Raw genomic sequence first — 22,269 nt, 5'->3', positions numbered from 1 at the left:
AACATAAATTAAAGAAGAAAGGGTACAAAATAATCTTCAGAAAAAGAAAGATATGGTTAAATTTAATTATATGTTATACTATTTTCATAAATGTATTAAGGTGTTTTCAAGCAAGACAGACAATAGGGAGGTAAACTGGTTGAAGTTTAAAGTAGCTGGAATAGTAGTTCTGTTGATTCTATTCATTTCTGGGTGCTCTGGGGAATCAACTACTGAAGAAATGTATAAGCATTTAGAAGAGGCAGTTTCCTTGGAAAGTGAATTTGTTAGTCAACAGCAGCCACTAACAGAATTAGAAGAAGAGGAACAAACAATTTATCAAGAAATAAGTAAACTAAGTATGGATGAATTTGAGCAAATTACTTCATTAGCAGATCAAGCACTAGATTCTATTGAGCAACGAATGGATATATTGGAAAAAGAGAAGAATAGTATAGATGCTGCTAAAGAAGAGTTTGATAAAATTGATCCGTTAATAGAAGATCTAGAAGATGAACAATTAAAGAAAAAAGCAAAAGAAATGAAGCAAGCAATGAATGATCGATATAAAGCATATATATCATTATATGAGGCGTATAAAACGTCCCTCAATTATGACCAAGAATTATATCAATTACTAAAACAAGAAGAGCTTAAAGAAGATGCTTTATCTGAACAAATTGAAAAAGTAAATACGCAATATGAAAAAGTTGTAGAGGCAAATGATGTCTTTAACGAAAAAACAGATGTATTCAATAATAAAAAAAGAGCTTTTTATGAAAGCACTGATTTAAATATATCATACGAAGAAAATGAGTAATGAAAAAAACTGAGTGTCCTAAACGTAAAGTTGGACACTCAGTTTTTTTGTTATGCGATGAGAATCAAATTGGTTAAATTCTATAGTACAGATTTATAATGTTTGATAGTACAGAAGTAAATGAAAGCGGAATATAAACTTTTTTGTTTAAAAAATTACTTTATATGAGTCAAAGTGTTTGACCGGAGGGATATAATAAGCTAAACTTATAAATGTATTAAAATTGTACTAATGAAAATACGATTAATCTATGTAACAGTTTCTACATAACAAGAAAATAAGATTAAAATAAGTTACAATAGGGTATTGTATGAATAAGTACAATTCTGTTCAGCGTTTCTACAATTATGTAGGAACAGTATAGTTAAATAAAAAGGAAATAGAAAGGAAGAGGTGAATCTTTTGAAACGTACACTTGAAAATATTGAAAATCAGTTTGAAACGTTTCAAATTCTGAACGAAGACGGCGAACTAATCAATGAAGAATTAATGCCTGAACTTTCAGATGATGAACTAAAAGAATTAATGACAAGAATGGTTTATACGAGAATATTAGATCAGCGTTCAATCGCTTTAAATCGCCAAGGTAGATTAGGGTTCTACGCACCTACAGCGGGGCAGGAAGCATCACAATTAGGTACACAATTTGCACTTGAAAAAGAGGACTTTATTCTGCCGGCATATCGTGACGTACCACAGCTAGTTTGGCATGGTCTTCCACTGTATCAAGCATTTTTATTCTCAAGAGGACATTATCATGGTAACCAAATGCCTGAGGGTGTAAACGCACTAAGTCCACAAATTATTATTGGAGCACAATATACGCAAGCGGCTGGTGTTGCTATGGGTATGAAAAAGCGCGGTAAAAAATCAGTTGCAATAACATATACAGGTGATGGCGGTACATCACAAGGTGACTTCTATGAAGGTATTAACTTTGCTGGTGCATACAGTGCTCCTGCGATTTTTGTTGTACAAAATAACCGCTTTGCAATTTCTGTTCCAGTTGAAAAGCAAACAGCAGCTCAAACTTTAGCTCAAAAAGCAGTTGCAGCTGGAATTGAAGGTATCCAAGTTGATGGTATGGACGTTTTGGCTGTTTATGCTGCAACGAAAGATGCGCGTGAACGTGCTGTAAATGGAGAAGGACCAACATTAATTGAAACATTAACGTACCGTTATGGTCCGCACACGATGGCTGGTGACGATCCGACCCGTTACCGTACAGAAGATTTAGATAATGAATGGGAGAAAAAAGATCCAATCGTTCGTTTCCGTAAATTCTTAGAAAACAAAGGCCTATGGTCAGAAGATCAAGAAAATGAAGTGATTGAAAAAGCAAAAGAAGAAATTAAAGCTGCGATTAAAAAAGCAGACGGACAACCAAAACAAAAAGTCTCAGAACTAATTCAAAATATGTATGAAGAACTTCCTGCACACTTAGAAGAACAATTGGAAGAATATAAAGCAAAGGAGTCGAAGTAAATCATGGCTCAAATGACAATGATCCAAGCAATTACTGATGCTTTACGCACAGAACTAAAAAATGATGAGAACGTATTAGTTTTTGGTGAAGATGTTGGTCAAAACGGTGGTGTGTTCCGTGCAACAGAAGGTTTACAACAAGAATTTGGTGAAGATCGAGTGTTTGATACGCCCCTTGCTGAATCAGGGATAGCAGGTATTTCTATTGGTTTAGCTACACAAGGCTTCCGTCCAGTACCTGAAATTCAATTCTTTGGTTTCGTTTATGAAGCAATGGATGCAATAAATGGACAAATGGCACGTTTGCGTTATCGTACAGGTAATACAATGAATGCGCCAATTACTATCCGTTCTCCATTTGGTGGTGGCGTACACACGCCAGAATTACATGCCGATTCTCTTGAAGGATTAATTGCTCAACAACCTGGTATGAAAGTAGTTATCCCATCTAATCCATATGATGCAAAAGGTTTATTAATTTCTTCTATTCGTGATAATGATCCAGTTGTGTATTTAGAACATATGAAATTATATCGTTCATTCCGTGAAGAAGTTCCTGAAGAAGAATATACAGTTGAGCTAGGTAAAGCAAATGTAAAACGAGAAGGAACCGATGTAACATTAGTTGCATATGGTGCCATGGTTCAAGCTTCTATGAAAGCTGCTGAAGAATTAGAAAAAGATGGTATACAAGCTGAAGTAATTGACCTTCGCACTGTAATGCCTATCGATATTGATACAATTATTAAATCTGTGGAAAAAACGAATCGTGTAGTGGTTGTACAGGAAGCACAGAAACAAGCGGGAATGGCTTCTCAAATTGTAACGGAAATTCAAGAACGTGCAATTCTACATTTGGAAGCACCAGTATTACGTGTGGCTGCTCCTGATACAGTATATGCATTTACGCAAGCAGAAGAAGTTTGGTTACCAAACTATAACGATATTATCGAAAAAGTAAACACAGTACTTAACTTTTAATTGAAATTATGATGGGAGGCACTAAGGATGGCATTTGAATTTAAATTGCCTGATATCGGTGAAGGAATTCACGAAGGTGAAATCGTGAAATGGTTTGTTAAAACCGGAGATGAGATTAACGAAGATGATGTACTTTGTGAAGTGCAAAATGATAAAGCAGTAGTAGAAATCCCTTCACCTGTAGACGGAACAGTAAAAGAAGTGCATTTTGAAGAAGGATCTGTAGCAACAGTTGGTGAAACGATTATTACAATTGATGCAGAAGGATACGAAGAAGAAGAAACTACTAATGATTCAGATGAAAAAACTTCTGAAACAGCAACTAACGAAGGTAGTAATACAGGTATTTATGAATTTAAGCTACCCGATATTGGGGAAGGAATTCATGAAGGAGAAATTGTAAAATGGTTTGTTAAAGCCGGAGATGAAATCAATGAAGATGATGTACTTTGTGAAGTACAAAATGATAAAGCGGTAGTAGAAATCCCTTCACCTGTAGAAGGTACAGTGAAAGAAGTTCACTTCGAAGAGGGATCTGTAGCAACAGTAGGTGAAACAATTATTACAATTAATGCAGTTGGTTATGAAGGTACAGCTGAAGAGACTCCTGCAGAAGAACAAAAAACAACTGAAAAATCTGCGCCGAAAGCTGCAAAACAGGAAAAAGCAAATTCAAATCAACGTATTATTGCAATGCCGTCTGTGCGTAAATATGCACGTGATCATGATGTGAATATTGCAAATGTTTCTGGTAGTGGTAAAAATGGTCGTGTTTTAAAAGAAGATATTGATGCATTCTTAAATGGTGATCAACAAGTTGCTTCTGAAAAAGCAACAACTTCTGAACAAGGAACAACAGTTGTTAAAGAAGAAAAAGCTACAAAATCACAAAAGCAAGTTTCAGCATCAGCAGAATTACCAGAAACTCGCGAAAAAATGTCTGGAATCCGTAAATCGATTGCAAATGCAATGGTTAATTCAAAACATAAAGCTCCCCATGTTACGCTACATGATGAGATTGATGTAACAGAATTAGTAGCTCACCGTAAGAAATTCAAACCAGTTGCTGCTGAGAAAGAGATTAAGTTAACATACTTACCTTATGTTGTTAAAGCATTAGTTTCAGCGTTGAAAAATTATCCAATTATCAATGCTTCAATTGATGATGATACAGACGAAATTGTTTACAAGCATTACTATAATGTTGGGATTGCTGCTGATACAGATAAAGGTTTACTTGTGCCTGTTGTAAAAGACGCAGATAAAAAATCTATTTTTAGTATATCTCAAGAAATTAATGAATTAGCTGGAAAAGCAAAAGGTGGAAAACTTTCTCCAGATGAAATGAAAGGTGCATCTTGTACCATTACGAATATTGGTTCAGCAGGTGGACAATGGTTTACACCGGTAATTAATTATCCAGAAGCTGCAATATTAGGTATTGGACGAATTGCAGAAAAACCTGTTGTGAAAAATGGTGAAATTGTTGCTGCACCGGTATTAGCATTATCATTAAGCTTCGATCACCGTATTGTTGATGGAGCAACTGCACAAATGGCATTAAATCAAGTGAAACGTTTATTAAACGATCCACAATTAATTATGATGGAGGCGTAGAAATATGGTTGTAGGCGATTTTCCAATTGAGTTAGATACATTAGTAGTTGGAGCGGGTCCTGGTGGATATGTAGCTGCAATTCGTGCTGCACAAACAGGGCAAAAAGTTACCATTGTTGATAAAGGCGCTCTAGGTGGTGTTTGTTTAAATGTAGGATGTATTCCTTCTAAAGCATTAATTCAAGCTGGCCATCGTTACGAAGAGGCGCACGGTTCAAAGGAAATGGGTATTTCTGCTGAAAATGTATCTGTTGATTTCTCGAAGGTACAAGAGTGGAAATCTAGTGTTGTAAATAAATTAACTAGTGGTGTAGAAGGACTATTAAAGGGAAACAAAGTGGATATCGTTAAGGGTGAAGTATACTTTGTTGATCAGAATACAGTACGTGTAATGGATGAGAAAAACTCTCAAAGTTATACATTTAAAAATTGTATTATCGCAACTGGTTCAACACCTATTGAGATTCCAACTTTCAAATTCTCTGATCGTGTCTTAGATTCTACAGGTGCTTTAAATCTAAAAGAAATTCCTAAGAAAATGGTTGTAATCGGCGGTGGTTATGTAGGAACGGAATTAGGTACTGCATATGCTAACTTTGGTACCGAAGTAACCATTCTTGAAGGTGCGAAAGACATTCTTGGTGGTTTTGAAAGTCAAATGTCATCTTTAGTTAAACGTAACCTGAAAAAGAAAAATGTTTCTATTGTGACGGAAGCAATGGCAAAAAGTTCAGAAATAACAGACGACGGCGTAAAAGTGACATATGAAGCTAAAGGGAAAGAAGAAACAATTGAAGCAGATTATGTACTAGTTACTGTGGGACGTTATCCAAATACTACTGAAATTGGTTTAGAACAATTAGGTATTGAGATGAATGAAAAAGGTATAATTAAAATTGATAATCAATGTCGTACAAATATAGATAATATCTATGCAATTGGAGATATTGTTCCTGGCGCACCACTTGCTCATAAGGCATCTTATGAAGGTAAAATTGCAGCAGAAGCGATTGCTGGTGAGAAGACAGAGATTGATTATAACGGTATCCCTGCTGTTGTATTCTCTGAACCGGAGTTAGCTACTGTTGGTTATACAGAACAAGATGCGAAAGATGCTGGTTTTGATGTGAAAGCTGCGAAATTCCCATTCGCTGCAAATGGGCGTGCATTATCATTAGGTAATGGGGATGGTTTTGTTAAGCTTGTTACTCGAACAGATGATGGCTTAGTATTAGGTGCACAAATTGCTGGTGCAAATGCGAGTGATATGATTTCTGAACTTGGTTTAGCAATCGAAGCTGGAATGACCGCTGAAGATCTAGCATTAACCATTCATGCTCATCCAACTCTAGGTGAAATTACAATGGAAGCTGCAGAAGTAGCTATGGGTACACCAATTCATATTGTAAAATAAATTTTCAAAAAAGCTTACACTTACTATAAAAGTGTGAGCTTTTTGCCTATGTTAAATTATAATGATGGATGTATATGTAACAACTTTTTCTAATAAATTGACTAATAATGCAGATATTTGAAACTGTTTGTCGTATAATATTTATAAAGATAAACAACAGGGGGTTTACATATGAAGATGACGCGTGTCCTTATTAGCATACTTGTTTTAGTAATCACAGTTTTTATTGTATCAGCTTGCAATAGTAATAACCAAGAAAGTGAAAATAACCAAGAAAAAGAAACAAATACAGAAGAAGCAAACAATAATCATGAAGCGAGAGAAGATGAAGAGACAACAGAAGATCAAACAATGGATGAAGAACAATCAAATAATGAAGAGAAACCACAGGATGAACAAGCAGTAAAACAAGTAGAAGTAACATATGAAATTAACGATAAGTCATCTGTCATTCCAATCGACGACGCGGATGAAAAAGTAGTATTATTAACTATTGATGATGCTCCTGATAAATATGCCTTAGAAATGGCAAATACATTAAAAGCTCTAGATGCTAATGCAATCTTCTTTGTTAATGGTCATTTTTTAAATACAGATGAACAAAAAGAAGCCTTAAAAAAGATTCATGAAATGGGCTTTTTGATTGGAAATCATACGATGACACATCAAAATTTAACAAAAGTAGATGAAAAAACACAACGTCAAGAAATTGTTGATTTGAGTGATTTAATTGAAGAAGTTATTGGTGAACGACCTAAATTCTTTAGAGCCCCACACGGTCAAAATACAAATTATTCCAGAGAGCTTGTTCAAAAAGAAGGAATGGTTTTAATGAATTGGACATACGGATATGATTACTTTTCCCCTTATCAAGACGCTGAAAAATTAAAGAAAGCAATGATTTCGGGTGAAGGACCAGAAGTTGATGTGCCATATTCACTTCTTAAGCCAGGAGCTAACCTTTTGATGCATGATCGTGAATGGACAAATGCTGCATTGGCTGATATTGTAACTGGATTAAGAGATAAGGGATATACAGTGGTAGACCCACGGGCAATTAAAACCATAGAACAATAAAGAAATAAACCGAGCTTGACCAAGCTCGGTTTTCGTATATGCTCTATCTAAAAGGTTTCATTTCTTTCATAACATGAATTGTTTCTAGTGTTTCATCTTCTAATCCTTGCACAGGTAAACCAGTTTCAACATTTTTTGCAATATAATCCAGATTTTCTTCGGTTATTATTTCACCTGGGATGAAAATAGGGATACCAGGAGGATAAACCATAATTGATTCTGCACTAATTCTACCTGCTGCATTTTTTAATAATACGATTTCTGTTTCAGCATAGAAAGCATCTCTAGGTGTCATACTTAACATAGGAATAGGTGGAATGGTTACTCTAATTAACTGATCAATTGCGGTATTTTCATACATTTTTGAAAGATTACGTAACGCAAGAATCAACTTGTTCGTTTCAACAGACGTATCACCCGGTGTAATAATACAGAGAATATTATACATATCAGATAATTCTACTTCTATATTATGATGCTTTCTTAACCATTTTTCCACATCATACCCAGTAATGCCCAACTGTTTAACTGAGATAATTAATTTGGTTGGGTCATAGTCAAATGTAGCCTCCGTACCTAGGATTTCTTTGCCTGGACAATAAAGATAGGGAATCGTGTTTATGGCTTCTCTTGTTACGGATGCAAGCTCAATTGTATTGGTGATTAATTGCTTTCCTGAAATAGCTAATTGTTTTCTAGCAGCATCAAGAGAAGCTAATAAAATATAAGATGTTGATGTAGTTGTTAGCATAGATAAAATGCTTTGTACACGTTCATGTGTTACTAATCCTTCTTTTAAATTTAATACAGAACTTTGAGTTAATGAACCTCCAAGCTTGTGTACGCTAGTAGCGGCTAAATCAGCGCCGGCTTGCATTGCTGATAATGGTAGGTTGTTATGAAAATGAATATGCACACCGTGTGCTTCGTCTACTAATACAGGTATATGATGTGCGTGTGCAATAGCTACAATTCGTTTAAGGTCTGCAGCGATACCAAAATAGGTAGGATTGATGACGAATACCCCTTTTGCATCTGGATGTGCTTCAATGGCTCGTTCCACAGACTCTGGTGTAATGCCATGTGCAATACCTAAATGTTCATCTAGCTCTGGATGTATAAAAATTGGAATAGCACCAGCAAAAATAATTGCGGCGGTAACCGATTTATGAATATTTCTGGGTACAATAATTTTATCCCCAGGTCCACACACACTCATAACCATTGCCATGATGGCCCCACTGGTCCCTTGTACTGAGAAGTAGGTATAGTCTGCATCAAACGCTTCTGCAGCTAAATCTTGGGCTTTCTTTATCATTCCTTGAGGATGGTGAAGATCATCCAAAGGACTGATATTAATTAAATCGATGGACAACGCATTGTCTCCAATAAAATCTCTAAATTTTTGTTCCATTCCATGTCCCTTTTTATGACCGGGTATGTGGAAGGCTGTTGGATTACTCTTTGCATGTTCTAGTAAGCCTGTAAATAATGGTGTTTGATTTTGATCTTGCATAATAGGTACTCCTCTTTATACAATAAAAGTTAGAAAACAAAAAGATTATAGCAAATAATAAGCCAAATTACTAGCTGAGCATTTATTTAGAAAGGAAGAGTTAAATGAGCTATAGTTATCCAATTGATGAATCATGGTCGACGGACGAGGTTATTGATGTAGTAAATTTCTTGTCGCTTATTGAAAAGGCAAATGAGCAAAGTGTTAATCGTAATAATCTGATGGTTGCGTATCGACGCTTTAAACAAATCGTACCATCCAAAAGTGAAGAAAAACAAATAGGTAAACAATTTGAACAAGGTACTGGATATTCGATTTATCGAACAATGAAACAAGCCAAAGAATCGCAATCAGATAAGATACGAATGAATTGATCAGAAACAAGTCCCTAAAGCCAATTAAGCTGACATTGGGACATGTTGCTTACAATGATTTTTTACAGATGAACTAACCCATTGTATTAAAAATATAAAGACAACATTATAAGCTGTGTAAAGCTTTTAGATAAAAGGGGACTAAGCGATTAAGAGTATCTTTTATATCGTTTATAAATGAGTCTCCGTCTAGTTTTATGGCAGTTTCTTTAGAAATATGTTTTCCAATTAATAATTCTGCTTTTTTTACTGTACATACACGATTTAAGTGATCTTGAGATAAATCTTTAATTGGGAATGCATCTTTCTTCGTATGATCTAACGATACAACAAATGAATCAGGTAGTTCGTGTAGACTGTTTATTTCAGATGAAAACTGTTTTGCTATTTTTTCTTTTCCGGGTAATTCATAAATAAATGCAAGCCAAATAAAAATGTGATCATCAAATAAGCCTACTTGAAAATGAGGATGTTTTTTATAGCCTCGTTTATTCTCGCAAATTGCTAACCATGTATCGTTTGGTGGATTTACTGAACGACGAGCATGCTTGGCAATATGTAAAAACATTTCATCACCAACAGCAACGGAAAGGTGATCAGTTAATTCTGTCCCAATTACTTTGAATTTTGGTTGAATTCGTTCTTGAATGGCTTGCATTCTTTCATCAAGTCCATCTATACGAAATGTATCAAAATCTTGACTTTCAAAACGTTGTATTTGCATGAGAATGCTCCTTTTGTATAATAGAATCAATATATTTTCTAATATAAGACAATTTTATATACATTTACTATAACATAACACGTGTTATTTCGGTAACAAAGTGAATGATAGGGTGTATGGAGTATTGGGACTTGCTATGCTTACTATATAGAATATTGTGTAATAGGAGGGACAACCATGGATAGAAAGGAAAGAAATCAATTATATGAACACGCGAAAAATTGGGTGCTAGAAGCAGGGGGATTCATCCGTGAAAGTCTAGATAAGCCATTAACTATAAATACCAAATCGAATGCAAATGACTTAGTAACTGAAATGGATCGGAATATAGAAAAATATTTCGCTGAGAATATTAGATCACATTATCCAACACATAAATTATTATCTGAAGAAGGTTTTGGTGATGATTTAACAACATTGGACGGTACAGTTTGGATTATTGATCCAATTGATGGAACAATGAATTTTGTACATCAGAAAAGAAATTTTGCTATTTCACTAGCTATTTATCAGGATGGTGTTGGAGAAATAGGCCTTATATATAATGTGATGGAAGATATATTATATCATGTTAAAAAAGGTGAAGGTGCATATCGCAATGAAACAAAACTAGCTACGTTAAAGAAACATGTTAATTTAGAAGAATGCATTCTATTAATTAATAATATTTGGAGTTGTGAAAATGCCCGAATTAATCATATGAAAATTCAAGAGCTTATTAAAAAGGTAAGAGGAACAAGGTCATATGGATCGGCGGCATTAGAATTTGCTGGTGTAGCGGAAGGTATATTAGATGCTTATATTTCAATTCAATTACACCCGTGGGATCTTGCTGCTGGTGTTATCCTTGTTGAGGAAGTTGGAGGTATAACAACACAAATTGACGGTAAGCCATTAAATTTATTAACAGAAAGTACAGCGTTTTCTGGAAATCACTTGATAAAAGATCAAGTCATTAATGAATATATTGAATTGAAATAATTTCCAATCATGGTTTGGTACCTTATCGTTAAGCTTATGATAAAACAAGTATAGAAATCACATGACTGTAATTTCATACTTGTTTTATCATCATACAGATTAAATAAAGGGATCTTCTTTTGTAGGTTGTTCAAACAATTGGAAGTTACCTGTTTCATGTCTTTTTTTTGTGTTCTCTCCTATACGTTCAGAACAAGTAGGACACAGATATAAATGTTTTTTTCTATTTCTTAATTTTTTAGCTAATGGGGAATCTGAATCTATATTATCTACTGTATCGCAAATTGGGCACTTTACTTTCATCTTGTCACCTCTATTTCTTGTGATAAAGATTTTTCTACTACTTAGTTTATCATAGTAATCCAAATAGGCGAAATATCGGATATAGATGATTGATTAGTTTTAAAAATTATTTAAGGGGAAAGATTATTTATATAAAGACTTACGAAAGGGTGATTAGATGCGTAAAAATATTATTTATACGATAGTTGTCGGTATAATTCTTTATTTTAGCATGAATAAAAAGATGCGCGATAAAGGAGTAACTACAATAAAAAAATGGATAGATGTTATAAGAAATTCAGAATCATTTCCGATTGAAGAGGCTGGTGTGCCTGAAGTGGATAATATAGAAAATGCTAAGATGGTAGATGAAGGATCACAATTTGGTGTAGAATATTACAATCGTATAAAAGAAGGAGAATAGGAAGCAATATCCTATTCTCCGTTTTTATTCATGTGTTGATTGGATTGTTCCTCTTGAATTTTATCTAAGTCTTTTTTCTCTTCTTTCGAAAGATTATCCTTATTCGTATCTGAATCATTCGTATCTATTTCAGCTGGTGGTGTTTCTGGCATATATCGCCCAACAATAGCTGATAATTCTTCTATAATATTTTGTATTGGATGCCCTTCTTGAAATCCTTTAGCCATATTCTTAATTCTTTCTGTTCCGTCTGCATCAGCAATGACAACAGCGGTTTTTCCATATGGATCGTCATGTAATGCTTCATTTACTGCATATTTAATTGTACCTACTCTTGATCTATCAAGTTCTTTGTCCACGTCTATTCCTACAACAGCATATGGACCTGCAATTAATGCCGTAGCTTCATTTACATTAGGGACACGGTTAGCTACACGTGCAAGGTGTTTCGCAATCTCTTGATTGGATAATTTTGTTCGTTCTGTTGGGTCTGAATTCTTAACTTGCAACATTTTGTTATCTGTTTCTTGATCTGCTAACGGTTGTTCTTCATTTGATTGGCAAGCGGATAAAAAAATAACCAAACAAATAAAAAAGAAATACTTCTTCATAACAGTTACCCCCAATCTATCTTTGTTAGTTATTAGTTCTTATTTTTTGTTAAATTTGAAAACTTATTCATGAAAGGATTAGGAAAGCATCAAATATAAGTTTATCATTAGAAGAATATGTTTTATTATCTTGCATTTTTTAATCATAAACGCTAAGATAGATAAGAGAAGTTGTATAACGGAGGGGATTTAATTTGATACCTAAAGTGGCTGAAAGTAATACAGACAAAGCCTATGCCCTTCTTAAGGCGGATGCTGATAAGATACTTAAATTGATTAAGGTTCAAATGGATAATCTTACGATGCCTCAATGTCCATTATATGAGGAAGTATTAGATACACAAATGTTCGGTTTATCAAGGGAGATAGATTTTGCAGTGCGTTTAAATTTAGTTACAGAAGAAGAAGGAAAACAACTTTTAGAAAGTCTAGAGCGACAACTAAATTTATTACATGAAGCTGCACAACAAGCATGAACAGCAGTGTATCCCTATCGATAGATAAAAGCCTTTGCCATGTAATCGGCAAGGTTTTTTTATTTCAATAAGATGATAATGAAGGGGAAAAATTATGAAGCAAAAATGGAAAACCTTTGACTTTATTCTTATCTTTACACCAATCATGTTGACTTTATTTGGTATTGTAATGATTTACAGTGCTAGTATGGTGATTGCTGTAAAAAGTGGAGATCCAGCTAATTACTATATGGTGAAACAAATTCAATGGTTTATGATTGGTTTGGGTTTATTTATTTTCTGTAGTTTTTTTAACTATCGTCATTATCAGAAGCTAATGAAATTTATTGTTGGTATATTAATCATTATGCTGGTTCTGGTTTTATTTGAAGACCCAGTAAAGGGGGCTAAATCATGGTTATACATAGGTGGTTTTTCCATTCAACCAGCGGAATTTGTCAAGCTTGGATTAATTATGTATTTAGCATCGGTATATTCAAAAAAACAACATTACATTTCACATTTTGGAACTGCGGTACTACCTCCTTTAGTAATGACAGGAATCTTACTCGGTTTAATTACACTACAACCTGATATTGGTACAGCTGCGATTATTTTTTTAATTGCGTGTAGTGTAATTTTTAGTTCAGGAATAAAAATAAGACATCTATCTTTGTTAATTATAGCTGGATTAGTATTTATTGTCATTGCTGGTGTGAATATGCTAGATAGTGAACGCTTATCTAGATTTTCAGGTGCATATCAGCCGTTTTTAGATGCTGAAGATAGTGGGTATCAATTGATACAATCCTATCTTGCTATTGGTACTGGTGGAATAGATGGATTAGGATTAGGTCAGAGTATACAGAAACTTGGTTATTTAACAGAGGCACATAACGATTTTATTATGGCAATTATTGCAGAAGAACTTGGTTTTGTTGGTGTAGCGATTGTTTTATCTTTGATAGCAATTATTGTTCTACGAGGGTTATATATAGCAAGCAAATGTAATGACACATTTGGATCATTATTAGCTATAGGAATTTCATCCATGATAGGTGTTCAAACATTTATTAATTTAGGGTCTATTAGTGGATTATTACCAATCACCGGCGTAACCCTTCCATTTGTTAGTTATGGTGGTTCTTCGTTACTTGTTTTATTAATCTCAATGGGGATATTAAACAATATAGCCAGGCATGTAAAAAAGGCTAGGTTAGAACCAAATATGGAAAATGAACAAATCCCTTATGATGAAGTGTCTAAAAAAATCAGGCGTGTTCAGATGCAATAGATGTAAATTTTCAAATAGGTTGACTTTGTTCATTTTTGGATTTAACAAAAAATCCCTTTATTTAATAACGTTTATGCGTTTTTAGCATAAGCGTTAAATTTTTTTGAGTTAATTTACTAAAAAGTATAAAAAACTTGAAAAAAGCAAATTTGTTTGATAAAAATATGAGAGTATGAATAAGTTTCTTGTGAAGATAAAATAGGAATGGTGTGATGATAAAAAATGCAAAAAATTGAATCAGTTGCCACAGATATGTTGCCTAATTCATCTAGTCAAGATATAGTTAAAACGAAGCGGTCATCCGATTTAAAAGCGTTATTTAAAACAGGTATCATTCAATCTAATGTCATGACAGCTCTTGCTGGTTTTTTGTTAGCACTTTACCAAAATCAATTACAATTAAATGATTATTGGTTTCATTTGGTTTTTATGTTATTAGGTAGTGCATTTGTGATAGCGGGTGGATGTGTGTTGAATAATTATTATGATCGAGATATTGATCCTGTAATGAGTCGTACAAAGAAACGTCCTACTGTTACAGGCACGATCCCACTATCTGTTATTTTAATTTTAGGAATTATTTTATCTATTGTTGGTGTTGGATTTTTACTTGCTATATCCTGGCAAGCAGGATTGTTAGGTTTATTTGGATGGTTTGCTTATGTCGTTTTGTATACGATGTGGTCCAAACGACGATATACGTTAAATACTGCAATTGGTAGTTTATCAGGTGCGGTTCCACCATTGATTGGTTGGGCTGCAATTGATCCCAATCTATCTTTTATGGCATTTGTTTTATTCGCACTAATATTTGTATGGCAAACCCCTCATTTCTTAGCATTGGCAATTAAAAAGAATGATGAATATCAAGCGGCTAATATCCCGATGCTCCCAGTGGTACACGGTTTTGAAGTAACGAAACGTCAAATTATTTTTTATATTGTTTGTTTGCTTCCAATTCCGTTTCTTTTGTATCAGTTAGGCTTAGGTTTGGTTCTTTTAGGTAGTGCACTAAACATTGGCTGGCTTATTCTAAGTTTAAAAGGTCTTAAAAATCAAGACACATATAAGTGGGCAAATAAAGTGTTTGTTTACTCACTATTTTATTTATTGATTATTTTTGTAAGTATCATTATGTTTACATTACCTTTTGTTATATGAAAGTAATGATTCTAGGATGGAGAGGATTATATGCCACTATTACCTACGTTAAGTACAGCTTTTATCGTTTTAAGTGCAATTTTAGTTGGGGTTGGCTGGATATTAGTTGTGAAGAAAAAGTATAAAGCACATAAAAAGGTTATGATTGCCGCGGCAATTAGTGCCTTAGCCTTTTTTATCATTTATGCATCCCGTACCATATTTATTGGCAACACCAGTTTTGGTGGTCCAGAAGACTTAAAGTTATATTATACGATTTTCTTAATTTTTCACATAAATTTAGCTACAATTGGTGCAATCTTTGGTATTGTTACATTAGTGTTAGCATTTAAAAGAAAAATTAAAAAACATCAAAAAATTGGACCTGTGACAAGTATTATATGGTTCTTTTCTTCAATAACTGGTGTTATCGTTTATCTGCTACTTTATGTATTTTTTGATGGTGGAGAAACAACTAGCATGATTAAAGCAATATTAGGGTTTTAAAGATGAAAGAGTTGTCTATTGTTGACAGCTCTATTCTTATATTTACTGGAGGAAGGGAATAGAGGTTACATGTATCTATATAGTGAGCGCATTAAACTAACATTACTATCTGAGTATCAAGTTAGATTATTACTTAATGATCGCGCAACATTTTTTGATTATTTTCAAATCCCTTATGAACATCTTTGGCCGTCCTATGCGATAAAGATTTCCTTACCGCTTTATTATGAAGCACTTCAATCGAATGATAGACCAGACTTTGGACCATGTATGATTCAATTAGTAGAAACAAATCATATTATAGGTGAATTTAATATTAGAAAAAGAAATACCACTGTTGAAATTGGATATCACATATTCCCGAGTTATCGAAATAAGGGTTATGCGACCGAAGCTGTTGCGATTTTTTGTGAATATATTCAACACGAACCAACGATTAATCGAATCATTGCTTGTTGTAAGATTAACAGCACTATTTCTCAACATATCTTGCAAAAGAATGACTTTCATATCACAATGAATGAAGGAATAATAAAGATATACGAAAGGTTGTGTTAATAATTGATTGATTTTAAAATAAGGAATCTAACTGAAAAACATTTTGATCAAGTATTATCTTTAGGGGAATACGCATTTAAATATACGTTAACAGAGGAGGAGAAGCAGAAAAGAAAGAAGGTAATGAAAGAGCGTCAGATCATTTTAGGCTCTTTTATAGATGACCAATTAGCCGCTAAACTGCATATTTTACCATTTCAAGTTTTTTTAGGTGCAAATAAGTTGGAATTGGGAGGAATAGCAGGTGTAGCCACTTGGCCTGAGTTTCGACGAGCAGGACATGTTAATCAATTATTAACGCAATCCTTCATTAAAATGAAGGAACAAGGATATACGTTATCTATGCTACATCCATTTTTTATTCCATTTTATCGTAATTTTGGATATGAAGTAACAAATTATACATACAAATATGAAATGACACCTGAAGATATACTGACATATCAAACAACCGGCTTTTGTAAAAGAGTAACTTTTGAAGAAGAGAAAACAAAATTAAAGGCGTTATACCAAAATGAAGCGATACGATATGGTTTGATGCTTAATAGGGACGATTGGTGGTGGGAGAATCGAGTCATTTCTCATCACAACACGATTATAATATATTACAACCAAACTGGAGAAACGATGGGTTATTTAATTGCTTGTATTAATAAATCGCATTTACACATAGAAGAATTTGTTTATCATTCATTAGATGCTTGTCATGGCTTATTTCAATGGATGAAAAATCATGATTCAATGGTTGATTCCATCACTCTTGTTGCACAACCTAATCAGTCATTTGTATTTCATCTTAATAATCCGCGTATTCCATTAACAAAACAAGCATATTTTATGTCACGTATCATTGATTTTGCTGGCTTTATTAAAAATTATCCCTATATTACCTCAATAAAAAAAGTGCGTCTGCTTTTTAGATTGAAAGATATACATGCCCCATGGAATACAGCAGATTGGTTAGTAACGTTTGAAAATCAAACATGTACGCAAGTGGAAAAAGATCATCAATCAACCGATGTGGATATGATTATTGAAGGGGATATAAATGCAATCAATGCTTTACTATTAGGAAGTGAAACATTAGATAACTTGCTGTACTTTGGAAATATTCAAGTGGAAGAAAAAACGATGAAATGGAAAGAAATTAGCAAAATATGCACACCGCATTTATCAGATTATTTTTAAATAAGAATCCGAACTGTCCATTGAAAGGATAGTTCGGATTTTTCGGTTGCTAGTAACAGATTCAACCAAGACCTAGTATTTCTCTGCTTTTTGTTTGTGTTCCAATTGTTTTACAATTTAAAATTCCACTTAATAATACCAGCTTCTTTTGCTGAGTTAAAGCCAATAACTACTAATGGTCCAACAATAAATCCTAGTAATCCCAGTAGTTGAAGCCCAATGTACATAGCTATTAATGTAGCCAAAGGCGATAATCCGATATGTTGTCCCATTACTTTCGGTTCAACTGTCCTTCGAATAGCTAACAGCATAATTGCAAGAACAGCTAACTTAGTCCCCATAATTACATCTCCAGTGATATACATGTATAATGACCAAGGAGCTAAGATGGCAATTGATCCAATAATAGGAATGAAGTCGACAAGCCATATAATTAAAGACATAATAATCGCATATTCCGGAACAATTAATAATAAACCAATTAATGTAACAATAAAAATAATGATACTAACTAAGAATTGTGCTTTAAGAAATCCAAGAACAACATATGATAGCCTTGCATTCATAAATTGAACTTTTTCAGCTGTTGTATCTGTTAGATATTGATAAAATTTTGCTTTTAGTGTTGGTAATTCGATCATAAAAAGGAACAGTGCAATTAGATACACTAATAGACTAACAAGGTACTCTGGAATAGCTGCGACCATTCCGGCAATCTTTTCGACCTGTAGCTGAGATTTTATTGAATTACTAATATTTACAATGTTTTTATCAATTCCGTCTCTTATTTCTTTAATAAATTCTACTGGTAAATCTTTCATCATATTTTCAAGTTCTGCTTGCCATTCAACAAACTTATCCATGATCTGATTAATATATGTTGGTGCATTTTCAACAAAATTAACAATATGAGTAACAGCACTTGCAACTACATAGGTGCCTAGAACACCTGTTATTAGAACAAATATGAGAAATACGACAATAACGGAAATTTTTCGATTTAATTTAAAACGAAATTGTAACCATCTGATGCTTGGATTTAGAAATAAAGTAGTAAAAAAAGCAAAAATTAATGGTAATGAAACAGGCAAAATAAAGTACCCGATTAATAGTAATACGATAGCTAAAAAAATAAATAACCAATGACGTTTAGTAAGGTAACGAAACAATTATGTATGGGACCCCTTTCTCAAACAAGAGAATAATTAAATTTATACTTACACAGAATATAGCACGAAGTAACTAATTTGAACAGTCTACTGTATAGCATTATAACATGAAGAAGAAAATTGTCACGTTCTATGTATTTTGTAAAGAATCGAAATAATACATGAAAGATTTTTGCTTATTCGGTCATAATAAAAAATGAATGGATTAGATACATTCATTTTTTATTAAACAATCAAGGAGGAAATCACAATGCGTTCAACCAATGAAATTATGTCAAAAGATTTAACCTATTGTAAACCTGATGATACATTAATTAATTGTGCGAAAAAAATGTCTGAAAAAAATGTTGGTGCAATTCCAGTCTGTCAAGAAAATCTTGAACTAATTGGTATGGTCACAGACCGAGATTTAGTCTTACGTGGTTATGCAAAAGACAAGCCTGGAACAACAAAAATTAATGAAGTAATGAGTGATCATCTTGTTTCTGTGGAACCAGATACCAGTGTGCAACAAGCATCGGCTTTAATGGCAGAACACCAAATCCGAAGATTACCTGTAGTTAAGGGGAGTAAATTAGTTGGTATTGTTGCCTTAGGTGATTTAGCACAAGAGGAACAATCTAACATGGCAGCGGGTCGTGCATTAGAGGAAATTTCTGAACAAGACCATCTACATTAAGCAAAAAAGGACGCTTTGTCTATTAGGCAAAGCGTCCTTTTTTTATCATTAGAATATAAAATAACACTTAGAACATTCTTTAATTGATAAATGATACATTTGAATAATTTCTTCTTCAAGTTTAAGAATAACTTATTGATAATTAAGGTGGTATTTGGTATTTTTTAATCAGCAGTGATTTCTGTAATAAGTGTGACAAGGGAGTCTTACGTCCGTGAAAAAGATTAGCATGATTTGTTTGTTTTTTGTAGTTATTATAGGAATAACTTATTTTTTTGAAAATGTTGATCGGACAGAACGATTAGCCTTTAACTTAAGTCATAGAGCGACAAGCAAACAGATGGAATTAAGTACAAAGATTTCACCTAAATATGTTGATAAAAATGAACAAAGAAATAGTATATCAAAGTGGATGGATCGTAGTAGCGAATCATTAACAGACGTGTATGGAGAGCCTAATCAGGTAGCATCTACCCCTTATGGATATGATTGGTGGATATATACTGATAAGCATGCCTTCATACAATTTGGCATTAAAAATAATAGAATAGTAACGGTCTATGGTACAGGTATAAAAGCTAAGTTTGATCCTTTTTTAATTGGTACAACCTATCAAGAGATGGATAAACGATATACATTCACTGAAAATGTGTCTTTTCAAGCTTATCACTTTAATTTAACAAAAAAAGATGTACAACAGCGTCCACTTGTTCGGTTGAGTGAGGATGTTTTTGCACAACTTTATTTTGATGCATTTCAAGGAAAACTATCATCATTTCGGTTAGTTACGAAAGAAATATTATTAACTCATCAGCCATATCACCTTAATTATTGGGGCAAATTACCTAAAAAGGAACGCTTATCAGAAGGTCAATGGAAACAGATTGCATTAGGTGTGGAAAGGCAAATATTCTATATTACAAATATTATTCGTCAGAGATTTGGTAAACCAGAATTAAGCTGGAATGAACAAGTAAAGCAAGTTGCACTTAGTCATAGTAAGGATATGGCGAACAATCAATACTTTTCACATTATTCGCCGAGTGGCGGTGGTTTAGAGGATCGTTTAAATCATGGAAAGATAGCTTATGAATTAGCAGGTGAAAATATAGCAGCACAATATGTGGACGGCCCTGCTGTATTGGCAGGTTGGTTAAACAGCAAAAGTCACAGAAGAGCACTCTTGAATGAAAATTATACCGAATTGGGTGTTGGTGTCTATCATAAACACTATACACAGAACTTCTTAAAGCCATAAGGAAAATGCACGCGTTATCCATGAACACATATACTAAACTATATGAAGCATAATGTTAGGGTATATGGGGTGTGGACCTTATGAGAAATGAACAAGAACAACAAGATATTGAACAATTTAAAGCATTTGTAAAGCGTAATCCAGGTATGATTAAAGAAGTTCGCAACGGAGAAAAAAAATGGCAAGATTTCTATGAACAATGGGTTTTACTGGGTGAGGATGATCCTAGTTGGGAGAACTATAAGCAAATAGACAAAAAATCTAATACAAAGAATAGTAATTCTAAATCAAATAAGCAGTGGATGAAACAAATGTCAGAGATGGTGGAAAAAATAGATCTAAATAAAGTAGAAGGACATATAAACCAACTTAACGGAGCAATTACTAATATACAGTCATTGATTGGACAATTTCAAGAAGTAAAGAAACAAATACCTTCAAAAACACAGCATGTCCCACATAGAAATCCGTTTCAATATTATCGCGATTAGGAGTTGAATAAATGGAACCATCTATTTATCAACAAATAAAAAACAATCCAAGTTTGCTTTATTATATCAGACATGATCCTACTTGGTATCGAACGCTATCAAGGGATCCAACGACATTGTCAGATATGGAAAAGGAAGCAAAGTTATATCAAGGAAAAACAATCCCACAGCGGGTAGAACGAATATCAGAACAAATGCGGTTGTTAGGTATGTTTCTCCAAATGGCAAGTACAATGAAAGATTAGTGCTTGCACTTTTTTTTTTGGCATTTTATTGATATGATTATGTTACGGAGGTGAACAATTATGTTGGCGACAACAGAAATTGTAGAAATTTTAGATGGTTCAGAAGAAATTGGACAAATGATCATTGCATCCGATGTAATGTATGAATATATGGAAGCTAAAAAACGTCTTGCAAATAATGCTGAAGCACAAGCGCTTATTACGCGTTTCAATAATAAAAAAGAGCAATATGAAGAGGTGCAACGATTTGGTCGTTATCACCCTGATTATAGTAAAATAATGAAGGAAATTAGACAGACAAAGCGTGACATGGATATGAATGATCTTGTAGCTTCATTTAAAATTGCTGAACGTAATATACAAACACTACTTGATGACGTAAGTTCTTGCATTGCGCATAGTGTGAGTGAGCAAGTGAAAGTTCCTAAAGACGGTGCATTATTGACAGATAGTAGTTGTGGCTGTGGTTCTGGTGGTAGTTGTGGTTGTCAGGCTTCTTAATTTATATGGTTGGAAATTATTAGTGTGAGTGAGGATATGTTATGCGGACAAATAGACAAGGTTTAGTAATTTGGTTTCAACATATGAAAAATATAAAACAAATAAAACGGTATGGGCATTTAATTTATGTATCAAAAAATCTTAAATATGCAGTCATCTATGTTAATCAAGAAGATGTCGATGATAAGTCGATTAAACTGGAAAAACTCCCATTTGTATCAAGAGTTGATCAGTCATCTAAGCCTTTTGTGAAAACTGAATTTGAGAATGCTAAAAAAGATAAAGCGAAAGAATATGATTATAAAATGGGAATATAAAATGTTAAAAAAAGCCTGCAGAAATAATCTGCAGGCCCTTTTTAGTTTCTGTATATTTAGAAACTAAAAAGGCAAAGGGAGAGGAGAAACCGGAGGAAGAACTTATGGGGAAACGTAAGTCTTCTCCGTCTTCAAGAAGTAACCAAAGCAATATTTAGCTACCTCACTAAACTAGTATGGAC

The 22,269-nt window shown here is 33.6% G+C and carries 26 protein-coding genes; 21 read left to right on the top strand and 5 right to left on the bottom strand.

Features of this window, described 5'->3' with window-relative positions; all coding sequences use genetic code 11:
- Window positions 1–139 precede the first annotated feature (139 nt).
- The 6 genes from BN1058_RS10420 to BN1058_RS10395 all read left to right on the top strand — a co-directional run bounded on the left by BN1058_RS10420 (window position 140) and on the right by BN1058_RS10395 (window position 7,373).
- Window positions 140–799: a YkyA family protein gene (locus BN1058_RS10420; protein ID WP_090857053.1), complete on the top strand. Its 660-nt coding sequence runs from the start codon at window positions 140–142 to the stop codon at window positions 797–799.
- A gap of 402 nt (window positions 800–1,201) precedes the next feature.
- Entirely contained in the window at window positions 1,202–2,284 is a 1,083-nt protein-coding gene (gene pdhA, locus BN1058_RS10415) for a pyruvate dehydrogenase (acetyl-transferring) E1 component subunit alpha (RefSeq protein ID WP_090857050.1), read from the top strand.
- A gap of 3 nt (window positions 2,285–2,287) precedes the next feature.
- The gene (locus BN1058_RS10410) at window positions 2,288–3,265 is read left to right on the top strand and encodes an alpha-ketoacid dehydrogenase subunit beta (RefSeq protein WP_090857047.1); all 978 of its coding nucleotides are present in this window, start codon (window positions 2,288–2,290) and stop codon (window positions 3,263–3,265) included.
- A 27-nt stretch (window positions 3,266–3,292) separates the two neighbouring features.
- Window positions 3,293–4,882 carry a dihydrolipoyllysine-residue acetyltransferase gene (locus tag BN1058_RS10405; protein WP_090857044.1) on the top strand — a complete coding sequence of 530 codons (1,590 nt, stop codon included), beginning with the start codon at window positions 3,293–3,295 and terminating at the stop codon, window positions 4,880–4,882.
- 4 nt (window positions 4,883–4,886) lie between these two features.
- The gene (gene lpdA / locus BN1058_RS10400; protein WP_090857041.1) at window positions 4,887–6,296 is read left to right on the top strand and encodes a dihydrolipoyl dehydrogenase; all 1,410 of its coding nucleotides are present in this window, start codon (window positions 4,887–4,889) and stop codon (window positions 6,294–6,296) included.
- 171 nt (window positions 6,297–6,467) lie between these two features.
- Complete coding sequence (locus BN1058_RS10395) at window positions 6,468–7,373, top strand: polysaccharide deacetylase family protein (RefSeq protein ID WP_369688253.1); 906 nt, start codon at window positions 6,468–6,470, stop codon at window positions 7,371–7,373.
- A 43-nt stretch (window positions 7,374–7,416) separates the two neighbouring features.
- Here the strand turns inward: BN1058_RS10395 and BN1058_RS10390 are convergent, their stop codons facing one another.
- Complete coding sequence (locus BN1058_RS10390) at window positions 7,417–8,889, bottom strand: aminotransferase class I/II-fold pyridoxal phosphate-dependent enzyme (RefSeq protein WP_090857038.1); 1,473 nt, start codon at window positions 8,887–8,889, stop codon at window positions 7,417–7,419.
- Between the two features lie 104 nt (window positions 8,890–8,993).
- Between BN1058_RS10390 and BN1058_RS10385 the strand changes: the two genes are divergently transcribed.
- The gene (locus BN1058_RS10385; protein WP_090857035.1) at window positions 8,994–9,263 is read left to right on the top strand and encodes a UPF0223 family protein; all 270 of its coding nucleotides are present in this window, start codon (window positions 8,994–8,996) and stop codon (window positions 9,261–9,263) included.
- A gap of 106 nt (window positions 9,264–9,369) precedes the next feature.
- Here the strand turns inward: BN1058_RS10385 and BN1058_RS10380 are convergent, their stop codons facing one another.
- Window positions 9,370–9,987 (bottom strand): YktB family protein, encoded by a 618-nt coding sequence (locus BN1058_RS10380; RefSeq protein WP_090857032.1) that lies wholly within the window; start codon window positions 9,985–9,987, stop codon window positions 9,370–9,372.
- A 177-nt stretch (window positions 9,988–10,164) separates the two neighbouring features.
- Between BN1058_RS10380 and BN1058_RS10375 the strand changes: the two genes are divergently transcribed.
- Window positions 10,165–10,968 (top strand): inositol monophosphatase family protein, encoded by an 804-nt coding sequence (locus tag BN1058_RS10375; RefSeq protein ID WP_090857029.1) that lies wholly within the window; start codon window positions 10,165–10,167, stop codon window positions 10,966–10,968.
- A gap of 99 nt (window positions 10,969–11,067) precedes the next feature.
- Here BN1058_RS10375 and BN1058_RS10370 read toward each other — a convergent pair whose 3' ends face one another.
- Window positions 11,068–11,271: a YlaI family protein gene (locus BN1058_RS10370; RefSeq protein WP_090857026.1), complete on the bottom strand. Its 204-nt coding sequence runs from the start codon at window positions 11,269–11,271 to the stop codon at window positions 11,068–11,070.
- Between the two features lie 157 nt (window positions 11,272–11,428).
- On the opposite strand from BN1058_RS10370, the gene BN1058_RS10365 reads away from it, so the two are divergent.
- Window positions 11,429–11,674 carry a hypothetical protein gene (locus BN1058_RS10365; RefSeq protein ID WP_090857023.1) on the top strand — a complete coding sequence of 82 codons (246 nt, stop codon included), beginning with the start codon at window positions 11,429–11,431 and terminating at the stop codon, window positions 11,672–11,674.
- 11 nt (window positions 11,675–11,685) lie between these two features.
- Here BN1058_RS10365 and BN1058_RS10360 read toward each other — a convergent pair whose 3' ends face one another.
- Window positions 11,686–12,285, bottom strand: coding sequence for a YhcN/YlaJ family sporulation lipoprotein (locus BN1058_RS10360; RefSeq protein ID WP_090857021.1), 600 nt, complete (start codon window positions 12,283–12,285; stop codon window positions 11,686–11,688).
- A gap of 194 nt (window positions 12,286–12,479) precedes the next feature.
- Between BN1058_RS10360 and BN1058_RS10355 the strand changes: the two genes are divergently transcribed.
- The 6 genes from BN1058_RS10355 (at window position 12,480) to eis (ending at window position 17,427) form a co-directional block, all read left to right on the top strand.
- The gene (locus BN1058_RS10355; protein WP_090857018.1) at window positions 12,480–12,761 is read left to right on the top strand and encodes an Fpa/YlaN family protein; all 282 of its coding nucleotides are present in this window, start codon (window positions 12,480–12,482) and stop codon (window positions 12,759–12,761) included.
- 94 nt (window positions 12,762–12,855) lie between these two features.
- Window positions 12,856–14,034 (top strand): putative lipid II flippase FtsW, encoded by a 1,179-nt coding sequence (ftsW, locus tag BN1058_RS10350; protein ID WP_090857015.1) that lies wholly within the window; start codon window positions 12,856–12,858, stop codon window positions 14,032–14,034.
- A gap of 222 nt (window positions 14,035–14,256) precedes the next feature.
- Complete coding sequence (cyoE, locus tag BN1058_RS10345) at window positions 14,257–15,195, top strand: heme o synthase (protein ID WP_090857013.1); 939 nt, start codon at window positions 14,257–14,259, stop codon at window positions 15,193–15,195.
- Between the two features lie 30 nt (window positions 15,196–15,225).
- Window positions 15,226–15,681, top strand: a complete 456-nt coding sequence (locus BN1058_RS10340) for a DUF420 domain-containing protein (protein WP_090857009.1) — start codon at window positions 15,226–15,228, stop codon at window positions 15,679–15,681.
- Between the two features lie 21 nt (window positions 15,682–15,702).
- Window positions 15,703–16,239, top strand: coding sequence for a GNAT family N-acetyltransferase (locus BN1058_RS10335; protein ID WP_141652141.1), 537 nt, complete (start codon window positions 15,703–15,705; stop codon window positions 16,237–16,239).
- A 3-nt stretch (window positions 16,240–16,242) separates the two neighbouring features.
- The gene (eis, locus tag BN1058_RS10330) at window positions 16,243–17,427 is read left to right on the top strand and encodes a GNAT family N-acetyltransferase (RefSeq protein ID WP_090857004.1); all 1,185 of its coding nucleotides are present in this window, start codon (window positions 16,243–16,245) and stop codon (window positions 17,425–17,427) included.
- A gap of 110 nt (window positions 17,428–17,537) precedes the next feature.
- Here eis and ytvI read toward each other — a convergent pair whose 3' ends face one another.
- On the bottom strand, window positions 17,538–18,596 hold the full coding sequence (gene ytvI, locus BN1058_RS10325) for a sporulation integral membrane protein YtvI (protein ID WP_090857001.1): 1,059 nt from the start codon (window positions 18,594–18,596) through the stop codon (window positions 17,538–17,540).
- 250 nt (window positions 18,597–18,846) lie between these two features.
- Between ytvI and BN1058_RS10320 the strand changes: the two genes are divergently transcribed.
- The 6 genes from BN1058_RS10320 to BN1058_RS10295 all read left to right on the top strand — a co-directional run bounded on the left by BN1058_RS10320 (window position 18,847) and on the right by BN1058_RS10295 (window position 22,087).
- A complete protein-coding gene (locus BN1058_RS10320) occupies window positions 18,847–19,275 on the top strand; it encodes a CBS domain-containing protein (RefSeq protein WP_090856998.1) in 429 nt (142 codons plus the stop codon).
- A gap of 214 nt (window positions 19,276–19,489) precedes the next feature.
- The gene (locus BN1058_RS10315; RefSeq protein ID WP_090856995.1) at window positions 19,490–20,533 is read left to right on the top strand and encodes a CAP domain-containing protein; all 1,044 of its coding nucleotides are present in this window, start codon (window positions 19,490–19,492) and stop codon (window positions 20,531–20,533) included.
- A gap of 80 nt (window positions 20,534–20,613) precedes the next feature.
- Window positions 20,614–21,024: a YlbD family protein gene (ylbD, locus tag BN1058_RS10310; protein ID WP_090856992.1), complete on the top strand. Its 411-nt coding sequence runs from the start codon at window positions 20,614–20,616 to the stop codon at window positions 21,022–21,024.
- A gap of 11 nt (window positions 21,025–21,035) precedes the next feature.
- Entirely contained in the window at window positions 21,036–21,269 is a 234-nt protein-coding gene (locus BN1058_RS10305) for a YlbE-like family protein (RefSeq protein WP_090856989.1), read from the top strand.
- Window positions 21,270–21,329: 60 nt separating this feature from the next.
- On the top strand, window positions 21,330–21,770 hold the full coding sequence (locus tag BN1058_RS10300) for a YlbF/YmcA family competence regulator (RefSeq protein WP_090856986.1): 441 nt from the start codon (window positions 21,330–21,332) through the stop codon (window positions 21,768–21,770).
- A 41-nt stretch (window positions 21,771–21,811) separates the two neighbouring features.
- Window positions 21,812–22,087: a YlbG family protein gene (locus BN1058_RS10295; protein ID WP_090856983.1), complete on the top strand. Its 276-nt coding sequence runs from the start codon at window positions 21,812–21,814 to the stop codon at window positions 22,085–22,087.
- The last annotated feature ends 182 nt before the right edge of the window (window positions 22,088–22,269 follow it).

Origin of the sequence: Paraliobacillus sp. PM-2, from assembly GCF_001368815.1 — a bacterium.
GTDB lineage: Bacteria > Bacillota > Bacilli > Bacillales > Amphibacillaceae > Paraliobacillus.
The sequence above is the reverse complement of the archived record's forward strand: the minus strand, read 5'-3'. Positions and strand labels throughout refer to the sequence as shown.